The organism is Rhodococcus sp. TAF43 (assembly GCF_052113525.1).
Taxonomy (GTDB): domain Bacteria; phylum Actinomycetota; class Actinomycetes; order Mycobacteriales; family Mycobacteriaceae; genus Prescottella.
Window position 1 is genome coordinate 97,237 of sequence record NZ_JBFRDL010000011.1, and the last position, 17,807, is coordinate 115,043.

Genomic DNA, 17,807 nt, shown 5'->3' on the forward strand with positions numbered 1-17,807 from the left:
ACCGGGCCTTCGTCCTTTCCGCGCTACCCGGTGATGTCGGTGGGCCGGACATACACCGTCTCGCCCTCCCGCAGGCCGAGGACCTCGGCGTCGCTGCGGGTGATCTGGGCCGAGAGTTCCTGCGCGCCGGTCTTGGGCTGCAACTCCACCCGCACCTCGAACCCGAGGTGCACGACGCGGGAGACCGTGGCCGCGAACGACTGCGGGATCTGGGTGCGCTCGAGCCGCAGATCGTGCGGGCGCACCAGCTGCCCGTTGAGCCGCGCCACGGGCCCGAGGAACGACATCACGAAGTCGTTGGCCGGGGTGTCGTACAGCTCCTGTGGGGTACCGACCTGCTCGATCCGCCCCTTGTTGAGCACCGCGATCCGGTCGGCGACGTCGAGCGCCTCCTCCTGGTCGTGGGTGACCAGGACCGTGGTCACGTGCACCTCGTCGTGCAGGCGCCGCAGCCACGTGCGCAGGTCGTCGCGCACCTTGGCGTCGAGCGCGCCGAACGGCTCGTCGAGCAGCAGCACCTGCGGGTCTACGGCGAGGGCACGGGCCAGCGCCATGCGCTGACGCTGACCACCGGACAGCTGCGCCGGGTAGCGGTGCTGGAAGCCGTCGAGTCCGACGATCGCGAGCAGGTCGTCGACCTTCTTGGCGATCTCGGCCTTGGGACGCTTGCGGATCTTGAGGCCGAACGCGACGTTGTCGCGCACCGTCATGTGCTTGAACGCCGCGTAGTGCTGGAACACGAAGCCGATGTCGCGCTTCTGCGGCGGGACCCCGGTGACGTCCTTCCCGGCGATCGTGATGGTGCCCGAGTCGGGCTGCTCGAGGCCGGCGATGGACCGCAGCAGCGTCGACTTGCCCGAACCGCTGGGCCCGAGCAGCGCCGTGAGCGAGCCCGACGGGATGTCGAGGGTGACGTCGTCGAGCGCGGCGAAATCGCCGTAGTTCTTGCGTGCCCCGGTCACGGTAATCATGTCGTGCTCCTCTTACGGTCGAGCAGAGTCATCAGCAGGAGGGTCACCACAGCGATCGACATCAGCAGTGTCGCCGCGGCGTAGGCCCCGAAGGTGTTGTGGTCATCGATGTAACGGGAGTGCACGAGCAGGGTCAGGGTCTGCGACTGGCCGGGAATGCCCGACGAGACCATGATGACGGCACCGAACTCGCCGAGAGCGCGGGCGACGGTGAGGACGATGCCGTACGTCAGGCCCCAGCGGATCGCCGGAAGGGTGATCCGGGAGAACGTCTGCCACTTGGACGCCCCGAGCGTGGCCGCGGCCTGCTCCTGCTCGTCCCCGATCTCGTGCAGCACGGGTTCCACCTCGCGCACCACGAACGGCAGGGTCACGAAGATCGTGGCGATCACCATGCCGGGCAACCCGAAGATCACCTTGAGGCCGAGCGACTCGACGCCGCCGAACCACCCGTTCGCACCCCACAGCAGGATCAGCGAGACGCCGACAACGATCGGCGACACCGCGAACGGAAGGTCGACGACGGACTGGAGCAGCCCGCGGCCGGGAAAACGACCCCGCACGAGGGCCAGCGCGGTGACGATGCCGAAGATGACGTTGATCGGCACCACGATCGCGACGATCAGCAGCGACAGGTTGAGCGCCGAGATCGCGGCCGGGGTGCTGATCGCGTGGTAGAAGGCGACGAATCCGTGCTCGAAGGTGCGGTACAGGATCACGCCGATCGGCACGATCAGGAGTACGAACAGGTAGCCGAGGACGATGGTGCGCAGGCTTATCCGCGCCAAGGGTGAGATCTTCACTGCGCCTGCTCCTCTCGGCGCTGGTTGCGCGCGGCGAAGATCCGCAGCACGAACAACGTCGCGAAGGCGATTGCCAGCAGGGTCACCGACACCGCCGCCGCACTGACGGGACGGTCGATCTCGATCTGCTGCTGAATGTACTGCGAGGCAACCTGGGTCTCGCGCGGGATGTTGCCGCCGATCAGCACCACCGAGCCGTACTCGCCGATCGCGCGGGCGAAGGCGAGCCCGGCGCCACTGATGATCGCGGGTGCGAGCGTCGGCAGCACCACTCGACGGAAGATCGTCCAGTTGTTCGCGCCGAGCGACGCCGCGGCCTGCTCCACCTCGCGGTCGGCCTCCATCAGCACCGGCTGCACCGACCGGACCACGAACGGAAGGGTGACGAACGCGAGCGCCACGATCAGGCCGGGCTGAGTCGCATTGAGGTGCACGTCGATCGGGCTCTGCGGCCCGTACAGCGACAGCAGCACGATGCTGGCGACGATGGTCGGCAACGCGAACGGAAGATCGATCAGCGAGCCCACGATCCGCTTGCCCGGGAACTCGTCCCGCACCAGCACCCACGCGATCATCGTGCCCATCACCACGTTGATCAGGGCGACGATCACCGACACCACGATCGTCACGCGGAGCGCCGCCAGGGCGCCGGGCGCGGTGACCGCGTCCCAGAACCCGGACCACCCGTCCTCGAACGATGTCACTGTCAGCGCCGCCAAGGGCAGCAACACGATGATGCTGAGCCACAACGCCGCGATCCCGATCCCCAACGGACCGACCGCGCCGGTGACGGCGAACCGGCGCCGGAAGCGTCCCTTCGGTCTCCGTGGTGGTGCGGCCTGCACGGTCGGCTGTGGCGCCTGAGTCGTCACTGTCGTCATCACTTCGTCGCGTTCTCGTAGATAGTGGCGATCCGGCCCGAGTCCTGCTCGAACAGATCCTTGTCGACGGTGTCCCAGCCACCGAGGTCGGCGAYGGTCCACAGCTGCTGCGGTTCCGGGAAGTCGGCGGCGTACTCGGCCATGACGGCCGGGTCGACGGGCCGGAAGCCGGCCTCCGCCCACTGCCGTTGCGCCGCGGGGGTATACAGGAAATCACGGAACGTGACCGCGGTGGATGCGTTCCGACCGGTCGAGACCACCGCCACCGGGTTCTCGACCTTGAAGGTCGCCGTCGGGGTCACGTGCTCCACCGGATCACCCTTGCGTTCGGTGAACAGCGCCTCGTTCTCGTAGCTGAGCAGCACGTCACCGGTCCCCTGCAGGAACATCTCGGTCGCCTCGCGGCCGGACTTCGGCTGCACCTTCACGTGCTCACCGATCAGCTTGCCGAGATAGTCGAGACCGGCCTGCGGATTCCGCCCGCCGTCGCTCGCGGCCGCATAGGGAGCCAACAGGTTCCACTTCGCCGACCCGGAGCTGAACGGGTTCGGGGTCACGACCTCGACGCCCGGCCGGAGCAGGTCGTCCCAGTCGCGGAGGTTCTTCGGATTGCCCTCGCGGACGACGAGCGTCACCACGGACCCGAACGGGACACCGCCGTAGGTGTCCTTGTTCCAGCTGTCGTCGACCAGCCCCTCCTCGACGAGGCGCGTGATCTCCGGCTCGACGGAGAAGCTGACGAGGTCCGCCTGGGCACCGTCCTTCACCTTCCGCGACTGGTCGCCGGACGCCCCGTACGACGGGTTGAACCGCACCCCAGCGCCCTCGCCGGTCTGGGCGAACGCGGCGGTCACCTTGTCGTAGCCGGGCTTCGGGACTCCGTACGCGAACATGTTGATCGTGCCGCCGCTGCCGTCCGCACCGACGTCGACTCCGCCCATGACATCGCTCGAGCCGCCGCTACACCCGGCGAGAGCGACTGCTCCGACCGCGACGAGCGCAGTCAGGAACGAGCGGAACCGATGCTTCATACGGATTTACCTTCCTACGGTGCCGGCAGATGCAGAAGAGCTCGCGCCGGAGACCCCGACCGGACGGTCGGTCGGTTCGAATGAGGCCTGGATGCGGGGAGGTGTTCGCGGTGCACGTCACCGCTGAGCGGAACGGGAGGAGAGAGCGCGTTCGGATCGAACGCGCGTGTCACGACAGAGCGAACACCGAGACAGGAATCAACAACAGTCGATGTCGGCGACTGCGAGTCGGCCGACAGCGATCAACGCCAGTTCATGGCGGACCTGGTGCGCGACGACTACAGACACGCGGCAGACTTTAGCAGAGCACGGAACCGACGTCCGAATGGCGCGATCCGCCGGCACGGACGGTCAGCGGGTGAAGTACCAGGCGATGACGACCAGGACGATCAGCGCGATCAGCGCCAAGGTCACGCGTGAGCGCGGCATCAGGAACCCTCCACCTTCGTGTGTGCGTCCACCCGGACGTCGGAATCGGCCGGATCGGGGCGACCGACCGCCGCGAACAGCGCGGACAGCACGCGGTCGAGCGCCCAGGCGATCCCGAAGCAGGCAGGAATCATCACCACGATCACCAGGACGACCTGGGGGATGAACGGCAGGCCGGCGACCCACAGTTCGGCGCCGTCCCACCAGTTCGCGAGTTGATCCACCCGACCACCCTAGCCGCTGACGAAACGGTGACCGAACACGGCGCATCAGTCGCCATGTTCGGTCACCGGCGGCACGGGAACCCGCGCGGTCCCTACTTCGTCGCGTTCTCGTAGATGACGGCGATACTGCCCGTCCCCTGCTTGAAGAGTTCCGCGTCGACGGCGGACCAGCCGCCCAGGTCCGCGATGGTCCACAACTGCTGCGGCTGCGGGAAGTCAGCCGCGAACTCCTTCGCGACAGCCGGATCGACAGGCCGGAAACCGGCCTCCGCCCACAGCTTCTGCGCCTCCGACGTGTACAGGTAGTCACGGAAGGCGGTCGCCTGGGCAATGTTCGGACTGTTCGAGATCACCGCCACCGGGTTCTCGATCTTGAAGGTGGTCGGCGGGGTCACGTGCTCGACCGGATCACCGTTCCGTTCGGTGAAGAGCGCCTCGTTCTCGTAGCTGAGCAGCACGTCACCGGTCCCCTGCAGGAACGTCTCGGTGGCCTCGCGCCCCGACTTCGGCTGCACCTTGACGTGCTCGCCGACCAGCTTGCCGAGGTAGTCGAGACCGGCCTGCGGGTTCTTGCCACCGTCACTCTTCGCGGCATAGGGGGCCAACAGATTCCACTTCGCCGAGCCGGAGCTGAACGGGTTCGGGGTCACGACCTCGATGCCGGGCCGGAGCAGGTCGTCCCAGTCCTGGATGTTCTTCGGGTTGCCCTCACGGACGACGATCGTCACGACCGACCCGAACGGAATCCCCTTGTAGGCGTCGTTGTTCCAGTCCTCGTCGACGAGGCCGGCATCGACGAGGCGGGTGATGTCGGGTTCGACCGAGAAGTTCACGAAGTCGGCCTGCGCGCCGTCCTTGACCTTCCGCGACTGGTCACCCGAGGCCCCGTAGGACGGGTTGAATCGCACCCCCTTGCCCTCCTCGGTCTCGGCAAATGCGGCGGTGACCTTGTCGAATCCCGGCTTGGGAACCGCGTATGCGAACAAATTGATCGTGCCGCCGCTGCCGTCGGCGCCGGTATCGGCGCCACCGACGACGTCACTCGAGCCGCCGCCGCACGCGGTCAGCGCGACTGCGCCGATCGCGGCGAGTGCGGTCAGGAACGAACGGGAACGGTGCCTCATGGATTGCCTTCCTACCAGGCTCACAGGTGCTGTGGATGCCGTACGAGAACCGACCCGGCACATGCCGGGTCGAGAAGAGCGGAACGGAAAACGGAACACTGAAGTCGGAACTCGGACAGATGTCCTGGAGTTGACGGCGTTCGGCACGAGCCGCGCACGGGAAGTTCCCCGCGACCGGCGGGGAACTGGGGTTACGACAGAGGTGCGGTCGAGACCGGATCTACGCGCAAGCGAACGCCGAGACCCGCATCAGCAACAGTGAATATCCGCAACTGCAAGCCCGCCGACGGCAATCAACGCCAGTTCATGGCGGATGCGGTGAGCGGCGGCAGCAGACACGTCGCCGACGATAGCAGACGTCCGTCCGTAATCGAACAGTCGGAACGATGCCGAAGAACCCGAACAACCCTGCCGGAGACCTCCGCCGAACTGTGGACGCTGACCGACGCACGGTCGATGATGAGGGGATGACGTCGCAGGCCGAGCAGTCCGTGACCACGCCGATCAGAGATTCCGACGAGGTCGCACCGAGGCGTCGCAGCGTCTTCCCGCCGATCGACGACTACGCCTTCCTCTCCGACTGCGAGACGAACTGCCTCGTCGCACGCAACGGCGCGGTCGAGTGGATGTGCGTCCCGCGCCCCGACTCCCCCAGTGTGTTCGGCGCGATCCTCGACCGTAGCGCCGGACACTTCCAGATCGGACCGTACGGCCAGAACGTGCCGTCTGCGCGGCGCTACCTGCCGGGTGGGCTGATCCTCGAGACCACGTGGCAGACCCAGACCGGCTGGCTGATCGTGCGTGACGCACTCGTGATGGGCCCGTGGCACGCCAACGAACAGCGCTCCCCCACGCGCCGTCGGACACCGTCGGACTGGGACGCCGAACACATCCTGTTGCGGACCGTCAAGTGCGTGAGCGGCACCGTCGAGTTGGAGATGAGTTGTGAGCCGGCGTTCGACTACCACCGCGCCCCGGCGCACTGGGAGTACACCGGAAACGTGTACGAGGAGGCCACCGCCACGTGCCGCACCGCCTCCCCGGGCGAGCAGCCGACGCTGCGGCTGACGTCGAATCTGCGGCTCGGACTCGAGGGGCGCGAGGCCCGCGCGCGCACCCGCATGGTGGAGGGCGACAACGCGTTCGTGGCCTTGTCGTGGTCGGAGCCGACGGCCCCGCAGACCTTCGAGGAAGCCGCCGACAAGATGTGGCAGACCACCGAGTGCTGGAGACAATGGGTGACGATCGGGCGTTTCCCCGACCATCCGTGGCGGAGCCACCTGCAGAGCAGCGCACTGACTCTCAAGGGCCTGACCTACGCACCGACCGGCGCCCTGCTCGCCGCACCCACCACGTCACTGCCGGAAACCCCCGGTGGCGAACGTAACTGGGACTACCGGTACGCATGGGTGCGGGATTCGACGTTCGCGCTCTGGGGCCTCTACACCCTCGGGCTCGATCGTGAAGCCAACGACTTCTTCTCGTTCATCTTCGACGCTGCGCAGTCGGACGACGGCGATCCGGCCCCACTGCAGGTGATGTACGGCGTCGGCGGCGAGCACACCCTCGTCGAAGAGGAGCTCAGTCACCTGAAGGGATACGACGGGGCCCTGCCGGTGCGGGTCGGCAACGACGCCTACAACCAGAACCAGCACGACATCTGGGGAACCCTGCTCGACTCGGTGTACCTGCACGTCCGGTCCCGCGACCAGGTCCCCGAGACGTTGTGGCCGCTGCTCGAGCGGCAGGTCCAGGAGGTCATCGAACACTGGCGTGAGCCGGACCGCGGGATCTGGGAGGTGCGCGGCGAGCCGCAGCACTTCACATCGTCGAAGATCATGTGCTGGGTGGCGCTCGACCGCGGCGTCAAGCTCGCCAACCTGCACGGCGAGAAGGCCTACGCGGCGCAGTGGTCCGAGATCGCCGACGAAGTCAAGGCCGACATCCTCGAGCACGGCGTCGACGAACGCGGGGTATTCACGCAGCGCTACGGGCACCCGTCCCTCGACGCCTCACTGCTGCTGGCACCACTGCTGCGGTTCCTGCCCGCCGACGACCCCCGGATCCGGGCGACGGTCCTGGCGATCGCGGACGAACTCACCGAGGACGGACTCGTGCTCCGCTACCGCGTCGAGTCCACCGACGACGGCCTGTCCGGCAAGGAGGGCACGTTCACGATCTGCTCGTTCCTGCTCGTGTCCGCGCTCGTCGAGATCGGGGAGGTGCAGCGGGCCAGGGACCTGTGTGAACGGCTGCTTTCGTTCGCGAGCCCGCTCAAGCTCTACGGCGAGGAGATCGACCCCAAGAGTGGCCGACACCTGGGCAACTTCCCGCAGGCGTTCACCCACCTGGCCCTCATCAATGCCGTCGTCCACGTCATCCGCGCCGAGGAAACCGGCCACACCGGGACGTTCCAGCCCGCGCACGGCCCTTCGTGATCGTTGCGGAACGGCCGCGAATGTCGGTGGCCTGTGTGACGATCGACGCATGCTGGATCACCTCGGAATCCAATGTGCCGACCCCGCAGTCGGTGCGGCCTTCTACGACGCGGTGCTCGCTCCGCTCGGCGGTGTTCGAATCAAGGAGTACGGACCCGTCATCGGGTACGGCGTCCCGCCGCATCCGGACTTCTGGATCAGCCCGCGGGTACCCGCCGACGCCGGGTTCCGCGAGTCGCACATCGCGTTCGTGGCCGAGTCTCGCGCCGCGGTCGACGCGTTCTTCGCCGCGGCGGTCGAGTCCGGGGCGGAGGTGCTGCACAAGCCGCGTATCTGGCCGGAGTACCACCCGGACTACTACGGCGCGTTCGTGCGCGATCCCGACGGCAACAACGTCGAGGCGGTCTGCCACCGCCCGGAGTAGCTGYGCCGACTCAGAACGTCCGGCGGAGCAGACTCTCCGCGTCGGCCGCGATCGCGCGCACCACATCGCCCGCCGGTCGTTCCGACGTCACGAGCCCGGCCGCCTCCCCCGCGTACACAACACCCTGATTGCTGTCCGCCGGATCGTAAGCGGCGGCGAGGGTTTCGTTGTCCGCACCCTTAGCGTGCCACTTCGCGGTGTAGTCGTTGGACAGCGCGCGACCACCCCAGCGGGCCGGCCACGGCTGATCGCGGGCCTGGTCGAAGATCGACGTGTAGACGGTGTCGGCGCTGCCGGCCTCGATCAGCTTCCTCCGCGCATACTCCGGGCCGATCGTCTCGGGGCTCGCGAGCAGAGCGGTGCCGATCATCGCGCCCACCGCACCTGCGGCGATCACCGCCGCCAGGCCGCGGCCGGTGCCGATGCCGCCGGCCGCGAGCACGGGCAGGCTCGTGGCGTCGAGTACCTCCTGCAGCAGCGGCAGCGTACCGATCCGTCCGGTGTGCCCGCCGGCCTCGCCGCCCTGCGCGATCACGAGGTCGACGCCCGCCCGCTCCACCACACGGAGATCCTCGACGGTGTTGACCTGCGAGACCGCCAATGCGCCGGCTGCGTGCACCCGGTCGACGTAGGGTGCCGGATCACCGAACGACAGCGACACGACACGCGGCTTCTCGGCGAGCGCCGCCTCGAGCAGCGAGTCGTCGGCGTCGAGCGACCACGTCATGAGGCCGATGCCGAGTGGCCCGCCACCGATCTCGCGGGCGACCGCCGACTCCGCCGCGATCCACTCCGGCGTCGAATAGCGCGCCGCACCGAGCAGCCCCAGCCCGCCCGCCCGAGCGACCTGACCGGCCAGTTCGCCGCCGGCCCGTCCGCCCATCGGGGCACCGAAGATCGGCACCTCCAGCCCGAGCTCACGGGTCAACCAGGTGCCGATCATCGCGTCCCCTCCTACTTGCCCTTGGGCTTGTCCGCCACCGACTCGTTCGACAGCGCCGCGACGAAGGCTTCCTGCGGGACCTCGACGCGACCGATGGTCTTCATCCGCTTCTTGCCCTCCTTCTGCTTCTCGAGCAGCTTGCGCTTACGGCTGATGTCGCCGCCGTAGCACTTCGCGAGCACGTCCTTGCGGATCGCGCGAATGTTCTCGCGCGCAATGATCTTCGAGCCGATCGCGGCCTGGATCGGCACCTCGAACTGCTGACGCGGGATCAGCTCGCGCAGCTTGGTGGTCATCTTGTTGCCGTAGGCGAACGCGGCGTCCTTGTGCACGATCGCGCTGAACGCGTCGACGGTCTCGCCCTGCAGCAGGATGTCCACCTTCACCAGCGCCGCCTGCTGCTCACCCGACTCCTCGTAGTCGAGGCTCGCGTAGCCCTTGGTCCGCGACTTGAGGGCGTCGAAGAAGTCGAACATGATCTCGCCCATCGGCAGCGTGTAGCGCAGCTCGACGCGGGTCTCCGAGAGGTAGTCCATGCCACCGAGCTCACCGCGTCGGGACTGACACAGCTCCATGATCGCGCCGGTGTACTCGCTCGGCGCGATCACGGTGCACTTGGCCATCGGCTCGTACACCTCACGCACCTTGCCCTCCGGCCAGTACGACGGGTTGGTCACCTCGTGCTCGGCGCCGTCCTCCATCACGACTCGGTAGACCACGTTCGGCGCGGTGGAGATGAGGTCGAGGCCGAACTCGCGCTCGAGTCGGTCCCGGGTGATCTCCATGTGCAGCAGGCCGAGGAACCCACAACGGAAGCCGAAACCGAGGGCCACCGAGGTTTCCGGCTCGTAGGCGAGCGCCGCGTCGTTGAGCCGCAGCTTGTCGAGCGCGTCACGCAGCACCGGGTAGTCGGAACCGTCCATCGGGTACAGGCCCGAGTAGACCATCGGCTTGGGGTCGCGGTAACCGGTCAACGGCTCGGACGCGCCGTTACGGAAGGTGGTGACCGTGTCGCCGACCCTCGACTGCCGCACGTCCTTCACACCGGTGATCAAATAGCCGACCTCCCCGACGCCGAGGCCGACGGTGGCCTTGGGCTCGGGCGAGATGATTCCCACCTCGAGCAGCTCGTGCGTGGTGCCGGTCGACATCATCGTGATCTTCTCGCGGGGACGGATCTTGCCGTCCACCACACGCACGTAGGTGACGACGCCGCGGTACGCGTCGTACACGGAGTCGAAGATCATCGCGCGCGCCGGACCGTCCGCGTCGCCGACCGGGGCGGGCACCTGCTTGACGACCTCGTCGAGCAGTTCCTTCACACCGACACCGGTCTTGCCGGAGACCCGCAGCACGTCCTCGGGTTCACAGCCGACGATGTGCGCGATCTCCGCGGCGTACCGGTCGGGATCGGCGGCCGGCAGGTCGATCTTGTTGAGCACCGGGATGATGGTGAGGTCCTTCTCCATCGCCAGGTATAGGTTGGCCAGAGTCTGCGCCTCGATGCCCTGGGCGGCATCGACGAGCAGCACCGCACCCTCACACGCCTCGAGCGCGCGAGAGACCTCGTAGGTGAAGTCGACGTGGCCCGGCGTGTCGATGAGGTGCAGGACGATCTCTTCGGTCGTGCCGTCCTCGTTCTCGACCGTCCATGGCAGCCGCACGTTCTGCGCCTTGATCGTGATGCCGCGCTCACGCTCGATATCCATGCGGTCCAGGTACTGGGCGCGCATCGCGCGCTCCTCGACGACCCCGGTCAGCTGCAGCATCCGGTCCGCCAGCGTCGACTTGCCGTGGTCGATGTGCGCGATGATGCAGAAGTTCCGGATCTTCGCGGGATCCGTGAATGTTTTCTCTGCGAAGTTGCTGGTCAAGCCCTATTCCCTCGTCTCACTCGCGCACCTACATCGACCCGGTCCGGTTGCCTGTCCCGCACTGGTCCCGCACCAGAACCATATCCACCGCGTCCCGTGCCCGTTCATCATCTCCCGGCCACAGGTGCGCATAGACGTCCAGTGTGACAGCTGGCGACTCATGTCCTAAATACTGAGCCACCATCGGGACCGACGCACCCGCGAAAATCAGCGTCGACGCGAAGAAGTGCCGGAGGTCGTGGAAGCTCTTCCCGTCAGGCAGACCGCAGTCCCGGCGCACGATGACGCGTTGACGGAGAAGGCGGATCTTGGGCCTGATGTGAAGGTTCTGCAGGCGCAGCTTCCGGTGGTGTCGAAGACGGATGTTGGCCTCGGCCAGGTCGACAACACCAAGGATGCCGACAAGCCGGTGTCTGGCCCGCAGGCTGCTGCTTTGGCTCCGAAGGAGTCTCCGACGTTTACGGGGACGGTGTCTGTGTGGTCTGTGAAGTTCACGTCTGGCGCTGTTGCGGGTCGGGTGTGGACGGCGTCGGCGGCGGATGGGTCTGGGTCGTGGCAGGCTGTGGCGTCGGGTGCGCCGGGCGTGGTGGTGAACGGCAACCATGGCAATCCGCCGACAGGGACTACCGCGACAGGTGATGGCTCGATCGCGATCGGACGCAACGCGGCAATGACGTCCCCGTCAGGAACGGGCCATGTGGTGATTGGATCCGGGGCAACGGTGACTGTTCCCGTCATAGGGAACGGCTCTGTCGCGATTCGACTCAACTCATCTGCGGGAGCCACCGCGGCAGCAGTCGGCTGCTCTGCTCAGGCGGCAGACAATGCCACTGCTGTCGGATATACGGCAAAAGCGACCGGAACCTACGACACCGCTTTCGGCTTCAGCACCACCGCCAGTGGCGGGTTCGGCGTGGCTCTTGGGCGGAATGCCGCAACGTCTGGCGGCCAGAATGGCACGGCCATTGGATCTGGCGCGAAGTCGACCCACGCGAACTGGTCGTGAAGATCGGCGGCACCGACATCGTCATCGCAACCCAGCCATAGGAGCACCATGCAAATCACCTTCGAACTACCCGACGAACACATGCCCCGCGCATACCGAGTCGCCTGCTACAGCCTCAGTGGACACGATCCCGACACCTGCGCTGTRCACCTGCAACGATTCGCACAGAAAATGGCGCTCGAACACGTCGCCTTCACCGAACGCCGGATGGCGGAACAGGAAGCCGTCGATGCACTCGAACCACTGGCATGACAATGGCCCCCACCCTCACCCGAGGAGTGGGGGCCATTTCTGCGTTCACAGGAACGGTTTCGCGTGCCAGTCAGCTAGCGGCGCTCAGTGCACCGGCGATGCCGAGGATAACGAGACCTCCGAAAGCCCAGCTGACAATGCCGGCAATGTTTTCGACCAGCGTGAACTCGGAGAACGAACCCATAGCTAACTCCTTCAAGTGATAGTGGCTGTACGGCAAATTCTGCCGGATGCCGAAAAACTAGCCGCTTGTGCTGGCTGTGTCACGTTGTGGTGTGGGGAGGGTATAGGTGAAATCGGCAAATTGACAGCCTCCCGAAGGTATGGCTGGGCGCCCCACTCAAAGGGGGGTGAGGCGCCCGGGACGGCTGCCGCCGGCTTCCGGCTTGTATGGCGTGGCGGCGGGTGTTCGAACTGACGGGTTCGTAGCGTGCCGTAGGAGACCGTGGGGGTGGCCCGGAGGCTTCCTGCCACTCGACCGGCCGGAGAGTTGGCTCTCAGAGGGTTCTGCCTCCCCGCGGTCTCCGTTCGCTGCCTGGCTCGACACAGGAACGTCACTACTTGGTGGTGGCCGGAAGCCGAAATGCCGACAGCGGATACCCCCCGTCCACCAGCACACGGAGGCACACCCACGGTGATCGTGATCGGAATCGACCCGCACAAGTCCACCCACACCGCAACCGCCGTCGACTCGGCGACCAACAGGGATCTCGGATCACTCCGGATCCGGTCGTCATTCGACGACTATGCCCAGCTGATGACCTGGTCCAAGCAGTGGCCGGACAGGATCTGGGCGGTGGAGAACGCGTCCGGACTCGGTCACCACCTCACTCAATGGATGATCAGCCGAGGCGAGGCTGTCGTCGACATCCCGTCGACCGCGACCGCACGGGTGCGCGAACTGTCCCGTGGCGGCCGGCGGAAGAACGACCGCATCGACGCTGCAGCGGCGGCGTGTGTCGCGTTCTCGCAGGGCGACTTCCGGCCGGTCGCCCCGGAAGGCCACACCGACGTGCTGCGGATCCTCGACGAACGGCGGATCGACCTGGTCAAACAGAACGGCAGGCTCGTCAACCAGCTCCATGCCCTGCTGCGGGAGCTGTTCCCAGGTGGTCTGGAACGCGAGTTCGACACCGAAGCCGCCGCCCAGCAGCTGAAAGCCTTCGGTCCGGACAGTGGGGCGGATGCGATGAGAAAGAACATCGCCCTCGACATCATCGGCGACCTCCGCCGACTCCGCTTTCAGATCGACGACCTCACCAACCGGATCAAGACCGAACTCGCCGCCTGCGGCACCACGCTGCCGAAGATCCCAGGCGTCGGAACAGTGACTGCCGCCCGAATCCTCGCTCGCACCGGCAACCCGATGCGGTTCGCGAACGAAGCCGCGTTCGCGAACTACACCGGCACCGCGCCCGTCGAGATCGCCAGCGCCGACAAACAACGGCACCGGCCATCCCGCAGTGGCGACCGAATGCTCAACTCGGCCATCCATATCGTCGCCGTCACCCAGGCCAGGACACCCAGCAGCGACGGCTACGCCTACCACCAGCGGAAGATGGCCGAGGCAAGACCTCACGCGAAGCAATGCGCTGCCTCAAACGGCAAGTCGCGAAACGACTCTGGCGAACAATGCGGGACGACTTCGAGTGGCAGCTCGTGATGCCCCGCGTCTCCTAGAGCGCAGTAGCGAGCAGCGAGATTTCAGCAGCCACGGCCGCCGGATCTGCGCTGACAGTGACATGCGCGACGGTGTCGAGACTCGCGTGCGATCCGACCCGTACTGCCCGCTCCGCGTTCTTCAGCAGGTCGAAGTCATTGAGGTCATTGCCGAACGCGACGTAGTTCGTGTGCCCCAACGACTCCAGGGCCTCCCACTTAGTGGTGGACCCCGGCGCGAAGTCGATGATCCCTTCCTCAAGGTGGTGGTTGACCGTCAGTCCCAGAGCTCGACCGGCCGCCGCGAGTGCCGGCATGTCGTTCGCCCCGAGAACCAGGAACTTCACCACCTCAGGCAAGTCGGCAAATCCGACCATCTGCGCGAGATTGCCTTGATCGACCCGTCCACGGATCGGATGGTCATGCGCGCCGGTGTAGGCGTAATCCCAGGGCCCGTCCGCGAGATACGTTGCGTCGAAATGTTCGACGGCGTCCATCAGCTCCTGCAGCACGGCAGCGTCAAATGCGGCGCGGGCCTGTACCTGTCCGCCGACTGACACGAGACTTCCATTCCCGCCGATCAGCGTCGCGGACGCAAAGGCGCCGTCAAGGACAGGCAGGAGGTCGCGGATGGGGCGCGCTGACGCGAAAACTGGATGGTATTCGGCTCGTTCGCATTCCTCGATTGCCGCCAGGATTCGGTCATCAATCGTCCGGCCGTCAAAGCAGAGTGTGCCGTCGATGTCGAAAACTACTGTCCGGGCGTCGAGAGTGAGCATCGGAACATCCTACTAACCGACGATGGTCTGACCGAAAGGCCAAGGTGGTGGCGGCCCCCCCTCCGTCCACATCGCGCAACCTACGCGCCGGGTCCGACAATCACATCCGAGCCAGCAGCTCCGCCTTCTTCGTCGCGAACTCGTCCTCACCGAGCACGCCCATATCCGGCAGCTCCGCGAGCTTCTTGATCTGGTCGGCAATATCCGGCGCCGCGGCGGCCTGCATCACGATCGGGGCGGGAGCTGACGGAGCCGACGCATCGGCCTTCACCTTCCTGAACGCCTGGATGAACGTCTCAGCGCGGCCGTGCGCAACCTGCTTGATCTCTGCCGAACGGCCCGAAATCGAGATGCTGATGACCTCGCCGCCCATCTTCTTCGCGTGACCCAGTGACCCGATGGCTGAGAACTCGAACTCTTCAACCTGCGCGCCGAGGAGCGACTTGTCGAAGAAGAACAGGCGCTGCGTGGTCAGGACGAGCATGCCCTGCTTGCCGCCATAGACGCCCTGGGCGGGCTCGACGACGCGCTCATCGGTGTGGACGCACGGAGTGAGGGCTGAGGCCTCCTGGAATCCGAAGAACCGGCCCATCTTCACTGGTCCCACACCAGCGCCGAAAGCGGGCAGGTTCAGCCGACTCAACCGAACCTATAAAACAGCTTGACCTGCAGTAATGCGATCAGCCCAGGTGGTGGGACTCGCCGTGCACGATGTGCGCGATGATGCAGGAGTTCCGGATCTTCGCGGGATCCGTGAACGTCTTGTCGGCGAAGCTGCTGATTTCTGGACCCCTTACCGGGACTGGCACCGGCCCGTTGGCGGGCCACTGTCACGGCGCAAGGATGGTCCAATCACACGCAACGCCGATTTCTCGGTGCACGGTCGGCGGCACCGGACACAACTAAGCTCGGGCACCATGGCGAGCACGTGGGGCAGCATCGGCAGAAAGCTGGGAGACTTCGCCGTCGCGCAGGGCCCGAAGCTGCTGAAGCAATTACAGAACTCCGGGACCGTCAAACGCGCGACCGAGGCGATCAGTGGATCCGGACACCCGGGGGTCAAGCCCGGCCGCCCCGTCGCACACTCTTCGGCGCCCACCGCGCACCGCGCCCGCCGGATCGAATACTCCCCCAGCCTCGACGGGCAGGCCGATCCGGGCGAGGTCGTCTGGACGTGGGTCGCTTACGAAGAGGACCCGCGTCAGGGCAAGGACCGTCCAGTCCTCGTCGTCGGGCGGGACGGCCACACATTGCTGGGGTTGATGCTGTCGTCGAACCGCGAGCGGGACGACGACCGCAACTGGTTGGCCCTGGGCACCGGCACGTGGGATTCGGAGCACCGCCCCAGCTGGGTTCGCCTCGATCGCGTCCTGGACGTCCCGGAGGCGGGCATCCGTCGCGAGGGCGCCATTCTCGATCGCCCCCGCTTCGAGGCGATCGCCGCGCGCCTGCGGTCGGACTACAGCTGGAGCTGAGTTCTCGAACAAACGAAAGGAAGGGTCCGCCGCATCCCGTGCGGCGAACCCTTCCGTCACTTATTGCGGTCAGTCGTTGAGACGATCGAATCGACCGAACAGCGCGCGATAGATGACTGCACCGAGCGCGCCGCCGATCAGCGGGAAGACGATGAACAACCACACCTGACCCATTGCACCGTCCTGGAACGGAGCAACCGCGAAGCTGCGGGCCGGGTTTACGGACGTGTTGTCGATCGGGATCGAGATGAGGTGGATCACCGCGAGGGTGAAGCCGATGGAAACACCCGCGAGGGGCACATCCGAAAGCTGATCGGTCGAGGCGAGGACGACGAACACGAGCAGTGCCGTCAGCAGGATCTCGATCGTCATCGCCGCACCGATGCCGTAGCCGGGCTCGATGAGCTTGCCCAGCGGTCCGCTCTCCGCCGACGGACTGTGGATGCCCCAGCCGTTCGCGGCGAGTCCGTCGGTCTTTCGGTCGTAGGTCGGCAGGCTCTGCGCGATCGCATACACCGCCAACCCGGCGAAAAGACCACCGATCACCTGCGCGAGCGCGTACAGGCCGGCCTTGGCTGCGGAGATGCGGCCGAGGATGAAGTGGCCCAACGTCACCGCGGGGTTCACGTGGCATCCCGAGATCGGGCCGATCGAGTAGACGAGGAACATCAGCGTCAGACCGAACGCAAGCGCGATACCGAGCTGACCGACCTTGGCCCCCGCGAAAACTGCAGTACCGATTGCGGAGAAGACGAGCACGAAGGTCCCTACGCCCTCGGCCAGGTACTTCTTCAGATCGGAGATCGGCTCCTTCTCCGCAATCTCCTGTGCCGTGCCCTCAGCCCGGTACTTCTTCAGGCCGGAATTCGACCCCTCGTCCGCAATATCCTTGGCTGTCGACATACACCCACCTCTCGAACCGCGTTGCCTGCGTTGTCGATCGGACTTTACGTACAAGAAGGTCGGTTTCCCGGGATTTCGGATAGGCCCGAGTCCGAATCGGTATGCGGGAGCGCCGGTTCCGCCACGAAAACGCGAACCGGACGATCGTCGGTTTGAGATCGCCGTGCCGATGCTGGTAGTGTCGTCGGTCGGCGCACCCTTGCGCTCAGAGCTTTTCGACAGTAACCAGCAAAGACGACAGGATTTTACGCGTGGCCAACATCAAGTCCCAGGTGAAGCGGATCCGCACCAACGAGCGCAACCGACTCCGCAACCAGTCGGTCAAGTCCTCGCTGCGTACGGCGATCCGTTCCTTCCGCGAGGCCGCGGCAGCCGGTGACAAGGACAAGGCCAACGAGCTCCTCGTCGCCACCAGCCGCAAGCTCGACAAGGCAGCCAGCAAGGGCGTCATTCACGCCAACCAGGCTGCCAACAAGAAGTCGGCGCTTGCGCAGGTCGCCAACTCTCTCTGACAAGTTTCTGACGGTTCCGCCGTCGCAAGCTCTGTAGAAAAGAGCCCCCGATCATCGATCGGGGGCTCTTTTCCGTGCG

Annotated in this window: 20 protein-coding genes and 1 pseudogene; 7 read left to right on the plus strand and 14 right to left on the minus strand. The window is 66.1% G+C overall.

Annotated features, from left to right (window positions below):
• Positions 1-23: 23 nt before the first annotated feature.
• The 8 genes from AB4Z09_RS09980 to AB4Z09_RS10015 all read right to left on the minus strand — a co-directional run bounded on the left by AB4Z09_RS09980 (position 24) and on the right by AB4Z09_RS10015 (position 5,802).
• Complete coding sequence (locus AB4Z09_RS09980; RefSeq protein WP_174911344.1) at positions 24-971, minus strand: sulfate/molybdate ABC transporter ATP-binding protein; 948 nt, start codon at positions 969-971, stop codon at positions 24-26.
• On the minus strand, positions 968-1,774 hold the full coding sequence (gene cysW, locus AB4Z09_RS09985; protein ID WP_174911347.1) for a sulfate ABC transporter permease subunit CysW: 807 nt from the start codon (positions 1,772-1,774) through the stop codon (positions 968-970). The genes AB4Z09_RS09980 and cysW overlap by 4 nt, the downstream gene beginning before the upstream one ends.
• A complete protein-coding gene (cysT, locus tag AB4Z09_RS09990) occupies positions 1,771-2,655 on the minus strand; it encodes a sulfate ABC transporter permease subunit CysT (RefSeq protein WP_174911350.1) in 885 nt (294 codons plus the stop codon). Before cysT ends, cysW begins: the two co-directional genes overlap by 4 nt.
• Positions 2,655-3,686 (minus strand): sulfate ABC transporter substrate-binding protein, encoded by a 1,032-nt coding sequence (locus AB4Z09_RS09995; protein ID WP_442239644.1) that lies wholly within the window; start codon positions 3,684-3,686, stop codon positions 2,655-2,657. Before AB4Z09_RS09995 ends, cysT begins: the two co-directional genes overlap by 1 nt.
• 198 nt (positions 3,687-3,884) lie before the next feature.
• Positions 3,885-4,031, minus strand: coding sequence for an Ms4533A family Cys-rich leader peptide (locus tag AB4Z09_RS10000; RefSeq protein ID WP_368077021.1), 147 nt, complete (start codon positions 4,029-4,031; stop codon positions 3,885-3,887).
• 83 nt (positions 4,032-4,114) lie between these two features.
• Positions 4,115-4,339: a hypothetical protein gene (locus AB4Z09_RS10005; protein WP_174911356.1), complete on the minus strand. Its 225-nt coding sequence runs from the start codon at positions 4,337-4,339 to the stop codon at positions 4,115-4,117.
• Between the two features lie 92 nt (positions 4,340-4,431).
• The gene (locus tag AB4Z09_RS10010) at positions 4,432-5,463 is read right to left on the minus strand and encodes a sulfate ABC transporter substrate-binding protein (RefSeq protein WP_114719074.1); all 1,032 of its coding nucleotides are present in this window, start codon (positions 5,461-5,463) and stop codon (positions 4,432-4,434) included.
• A 249-nt stretch (positions 5,464-5,712) separates the two neighbouring features.
• Positions 5,713-5,802 (minus strand): Ms4533A family Cys-rich leader peptide, encoded by a 90-nt coding sequence (locus AB4Z09_RS10015; protein WP_368077022.1) that lies wholly within the window; start codon positions 5,800-5,802, stop codon positions 5,713-5,715.
• A 128-nt stretch (positions 5,803-5,930) separates the two neighbouring features.
• On the opposite strand from AB4Z09_RS10015, the gene AB4Z09_RS10020 reads away from it, so the two are divergent.
• Entirely contained in the window at positions 5,931-7,901 is a 1,971-nt protein-coding gene (locus AB4Z09_RS10020) for a glycoside hydrolase family 15 protein (protein WP_174911359.1), read from the plus strand.
• 49 nt (positions 7,902-7,950) lie between these two features.
• Positions 7,951-8,325, plus strand: a complete 375-nt coding sequence (locus AB4Z09_RS10025; RefSeq protein ID WP_174911361.1) for a VOC family protein — start codon at positions 7,951-7,953, stop codon at positions 8,323-8,325.
• A gap of 10 nt (positions 8,326-8,335) precedes the next feature.
• Here AB4Z09_RS10025 and AB4Z09_RS10030 read toward each other — a convergent pair whose 3' ends face one another.
• The 3 genes from AB4Z09_RS10030 to AB4Z09_RS10040 are packed head-to-tail and all read right to left on the minus strand — an operon-like array spanning position 8,336 to position 11,422.
• Positions 8,336-9,268 carry an NAD(P)H-dependent flavin oxidoreductase gene (locus AB4Z09_RS10030; RefSeq protein ID WP_442239645.1) on the minus strand — a complete coding sequence of 311 codons (933 nt, stop codon included), beginning with the start codon at positions 9,266-9,268 and terminating at the stop codon, positions 8,336-8,338.
• Between the two features lie 11 nt (positions 9,269-9,279).
• Complete coding sequence (gene lepA, locus AB4Z09_RS10035) at positions 9,280-11,142, minus strand: translation elongation factor 4 (RefSeq protein WP_114719071.1); 1,863 nt, start codon at positions 11,140-11,142, stop codon at positions 9,280-9,282.
• Positions 11,143-11,170: 28 nt separating this feature from the next.
• Entirely contained in the window at positions 11,171-11,422 is a 252-nt protein-coding gene (locus AB4Z09_RS10040) for a tyrosine-type recombinase/integrase (protein WP_442239646.1), read from the minus strand.
• Between the two features lie 9 nt (positions 11,423-11,431).
• On the opposite strand from AB4Z09_RS10040, the gene AB4Z09_RS10045 reads away from it, so the two are divergent.
• From AB4Z09_RS10045 to AB4Z09_RS10055, 3 genes and pseudogenes are all read left to right on the plus strand, one after another.
• Complete coding sequence (locus tag AB4Z09_RS10045) at positions 11,432-12,148, plus strand: hypothetical protein (RefSeq protein WP_442239647.1); 717 nt, start codon at positions 11,432-11,434, stop codon at positions 12,146-12,148.
• A 48-nt stretch (positions 12,149-12,196) separates the two neighbouring features.
• Entirely contained in the window at positions 12,197-12,400 is a 204-nt protein-coding gene (locus AB4Z09_RS10050) for a hypothetical protein (RefSeq protein WP_174911364.1), read from the plus strand.
• A gap of 634 nt (positions 12,401-13,034) precedes the next feature.
• Positions 13,035-14,080, plus strand: a pseudogene (locus AB4Z09_RS10055) (IS110 family transposase).
• Here AB4Z09_RS10055 and AB4Z09_RS10060 read toward each other — a convergent pair.
• Positions 14,077-14,838: an HAD-IIB family hydrolase gene (locus AB4Z09_RS10060; protein ID WP_174911367.1), complete on the minus strand. Its 762-nt coding sequence runs from the start codon at positions 14,836-14,838 to the stop codon at positions 14,077-14,079. The pseudogene AB4Z09_RS10055 and the gene AB4Z09_RS10060 sit on opposite strands and share 4 nt — an antisense overlap.
• A 100-nt stretch (positions 14,839-14,938) precedes the next feature.
• Positions 14,939-15,445 carry a PH domain-containing protein gene (locus AB4Z09_RS10065; RefSeq protein WP_442239648.1) on the minus strand — a complete coding sequence of 169 codons (507 nt, stop codon included), beginning with the start codon at positions 15,443-15,445 and terminating at the stop codon, positions 14,939-14,941.
• Positions 15,446-15,755: 310 nt separating this feature from the next.
• On the opposite strand from AB4Z09_RS10065, the gene AB4Z09_RS10070 reads away from it, so the two are divergent.
• The gene (locus AB4Z09_RS10070; protein ID WP_114719067.1) at positions 15,756-16,313 is read left to right on the plus strand and encodes a type II toxin-antitoxin system PemK/MazF family toxin; all 558 of its coding nucleotides are present in this window, start codon (positions 15,756-15,758) and stop codon (positions 16,311-16,313) included.
• 69 nt (positions 16,314-16,382) lie between these two features.
• Here the strand turns inward: AB4Z09_RS10070 and AB4Z09_RS10075 are convergent, their stop codons facing one another.
• Positions 16,383-17,216, minus strand: coding sequence for an aquaporin (locus AB4Z09_RS10075; RefSeq protein ID WP_114719066.1), 834 nt, complete (start codon positions 17,214-17,216; stop codon positions 16,383-16,385).
• Between the two features lie 251 nt (positions 17,217-17,467).
• Here AB4Z09_RS10075 and rpsT point away from each other — a divergent pair, with 251 nt between their 5' ends.
• A complete protein-coding gene (gene rpsT / locus AB4Z09_RS10080) occupies positions 17,468-17,728 on the plus strand; it encodes a 30S ribosomal protein S20 (protein ID WP_114719065.1) in 261 nt (86 codons plus the stop codon).
• The last annotated feature ends 79 nt before the right edge of the window (positions 17,729-17,807 follow it).

Excerpts from the sequence above, each read along its gene's own strand:
- AB4Z09_RS09980 (WP_174911344.1), bottom strand. The coding sequence starts at position 971 with ATGATTACCGTGACCGGGGCACGCAAGAACTACGGCGATTTCGCCGCG.
- cysT (WP_174911350.1), bottom strand. The coding sequence starts at position 2,655 with ATGACGACAGTGACGACTCAGGCGCCACAGCCGACCGTGCAGGCCGCA.
- AB4Z09_RS10010 (WP_114719074.1), bottom strand. The coding sequence starts at position 5,463 with ATGAGGCACCGTTCCCGTTCGTTCCTGACCGCACTCGCCGCGATCGGC.
- AB4Z09_RS10020 (WP_174911359.1), top strand. The coding sequence starts at position 5,931 with ATGACGTCGCAGGCCGAGCAGTCCGTGACCACGCCGATCAGAGATTCC.
- AB4Z09_RS10025 (WP_174911361.1), top strand. The coding sequence starts at position 7,951 with ATGCTGGATCACCTCGGAATCCAATGTGCCGACCCCGCAGTCGGTGCG.
- AB4Z09_RS10030 (WP_442239645.1), bottom strand. The coding sequence starts at position 9,268 with ATGATCGGCACCTGGTTGACCCGTGAGCTCGGGCTGGAGGTGCCGATC.
- AB4Z09_RS10060 (WP_174911367.1), bottom strand. The coding sequence starts at position 14,838 with ATGCTCACTCTCGACGCCCGGACAGTAGTTTTCGACATCGACGGCACA.
- AB4Z09_RS10070 (WP_114719067.1), top strand. The coding sequence starts at position 15,756 with ATGGCGAGCACGTGGGGCAGCATCGGCAGAAAGCTGGGAGACTTCGCC.
- AB4Z09_RS10075 (WP_114719066.1), bottom strand. The coding sequence starts at position 17,216 with ATGTCGACAGCCAAGGATATTGCGGACGAGGGGTCGAATTCCGGCCTG.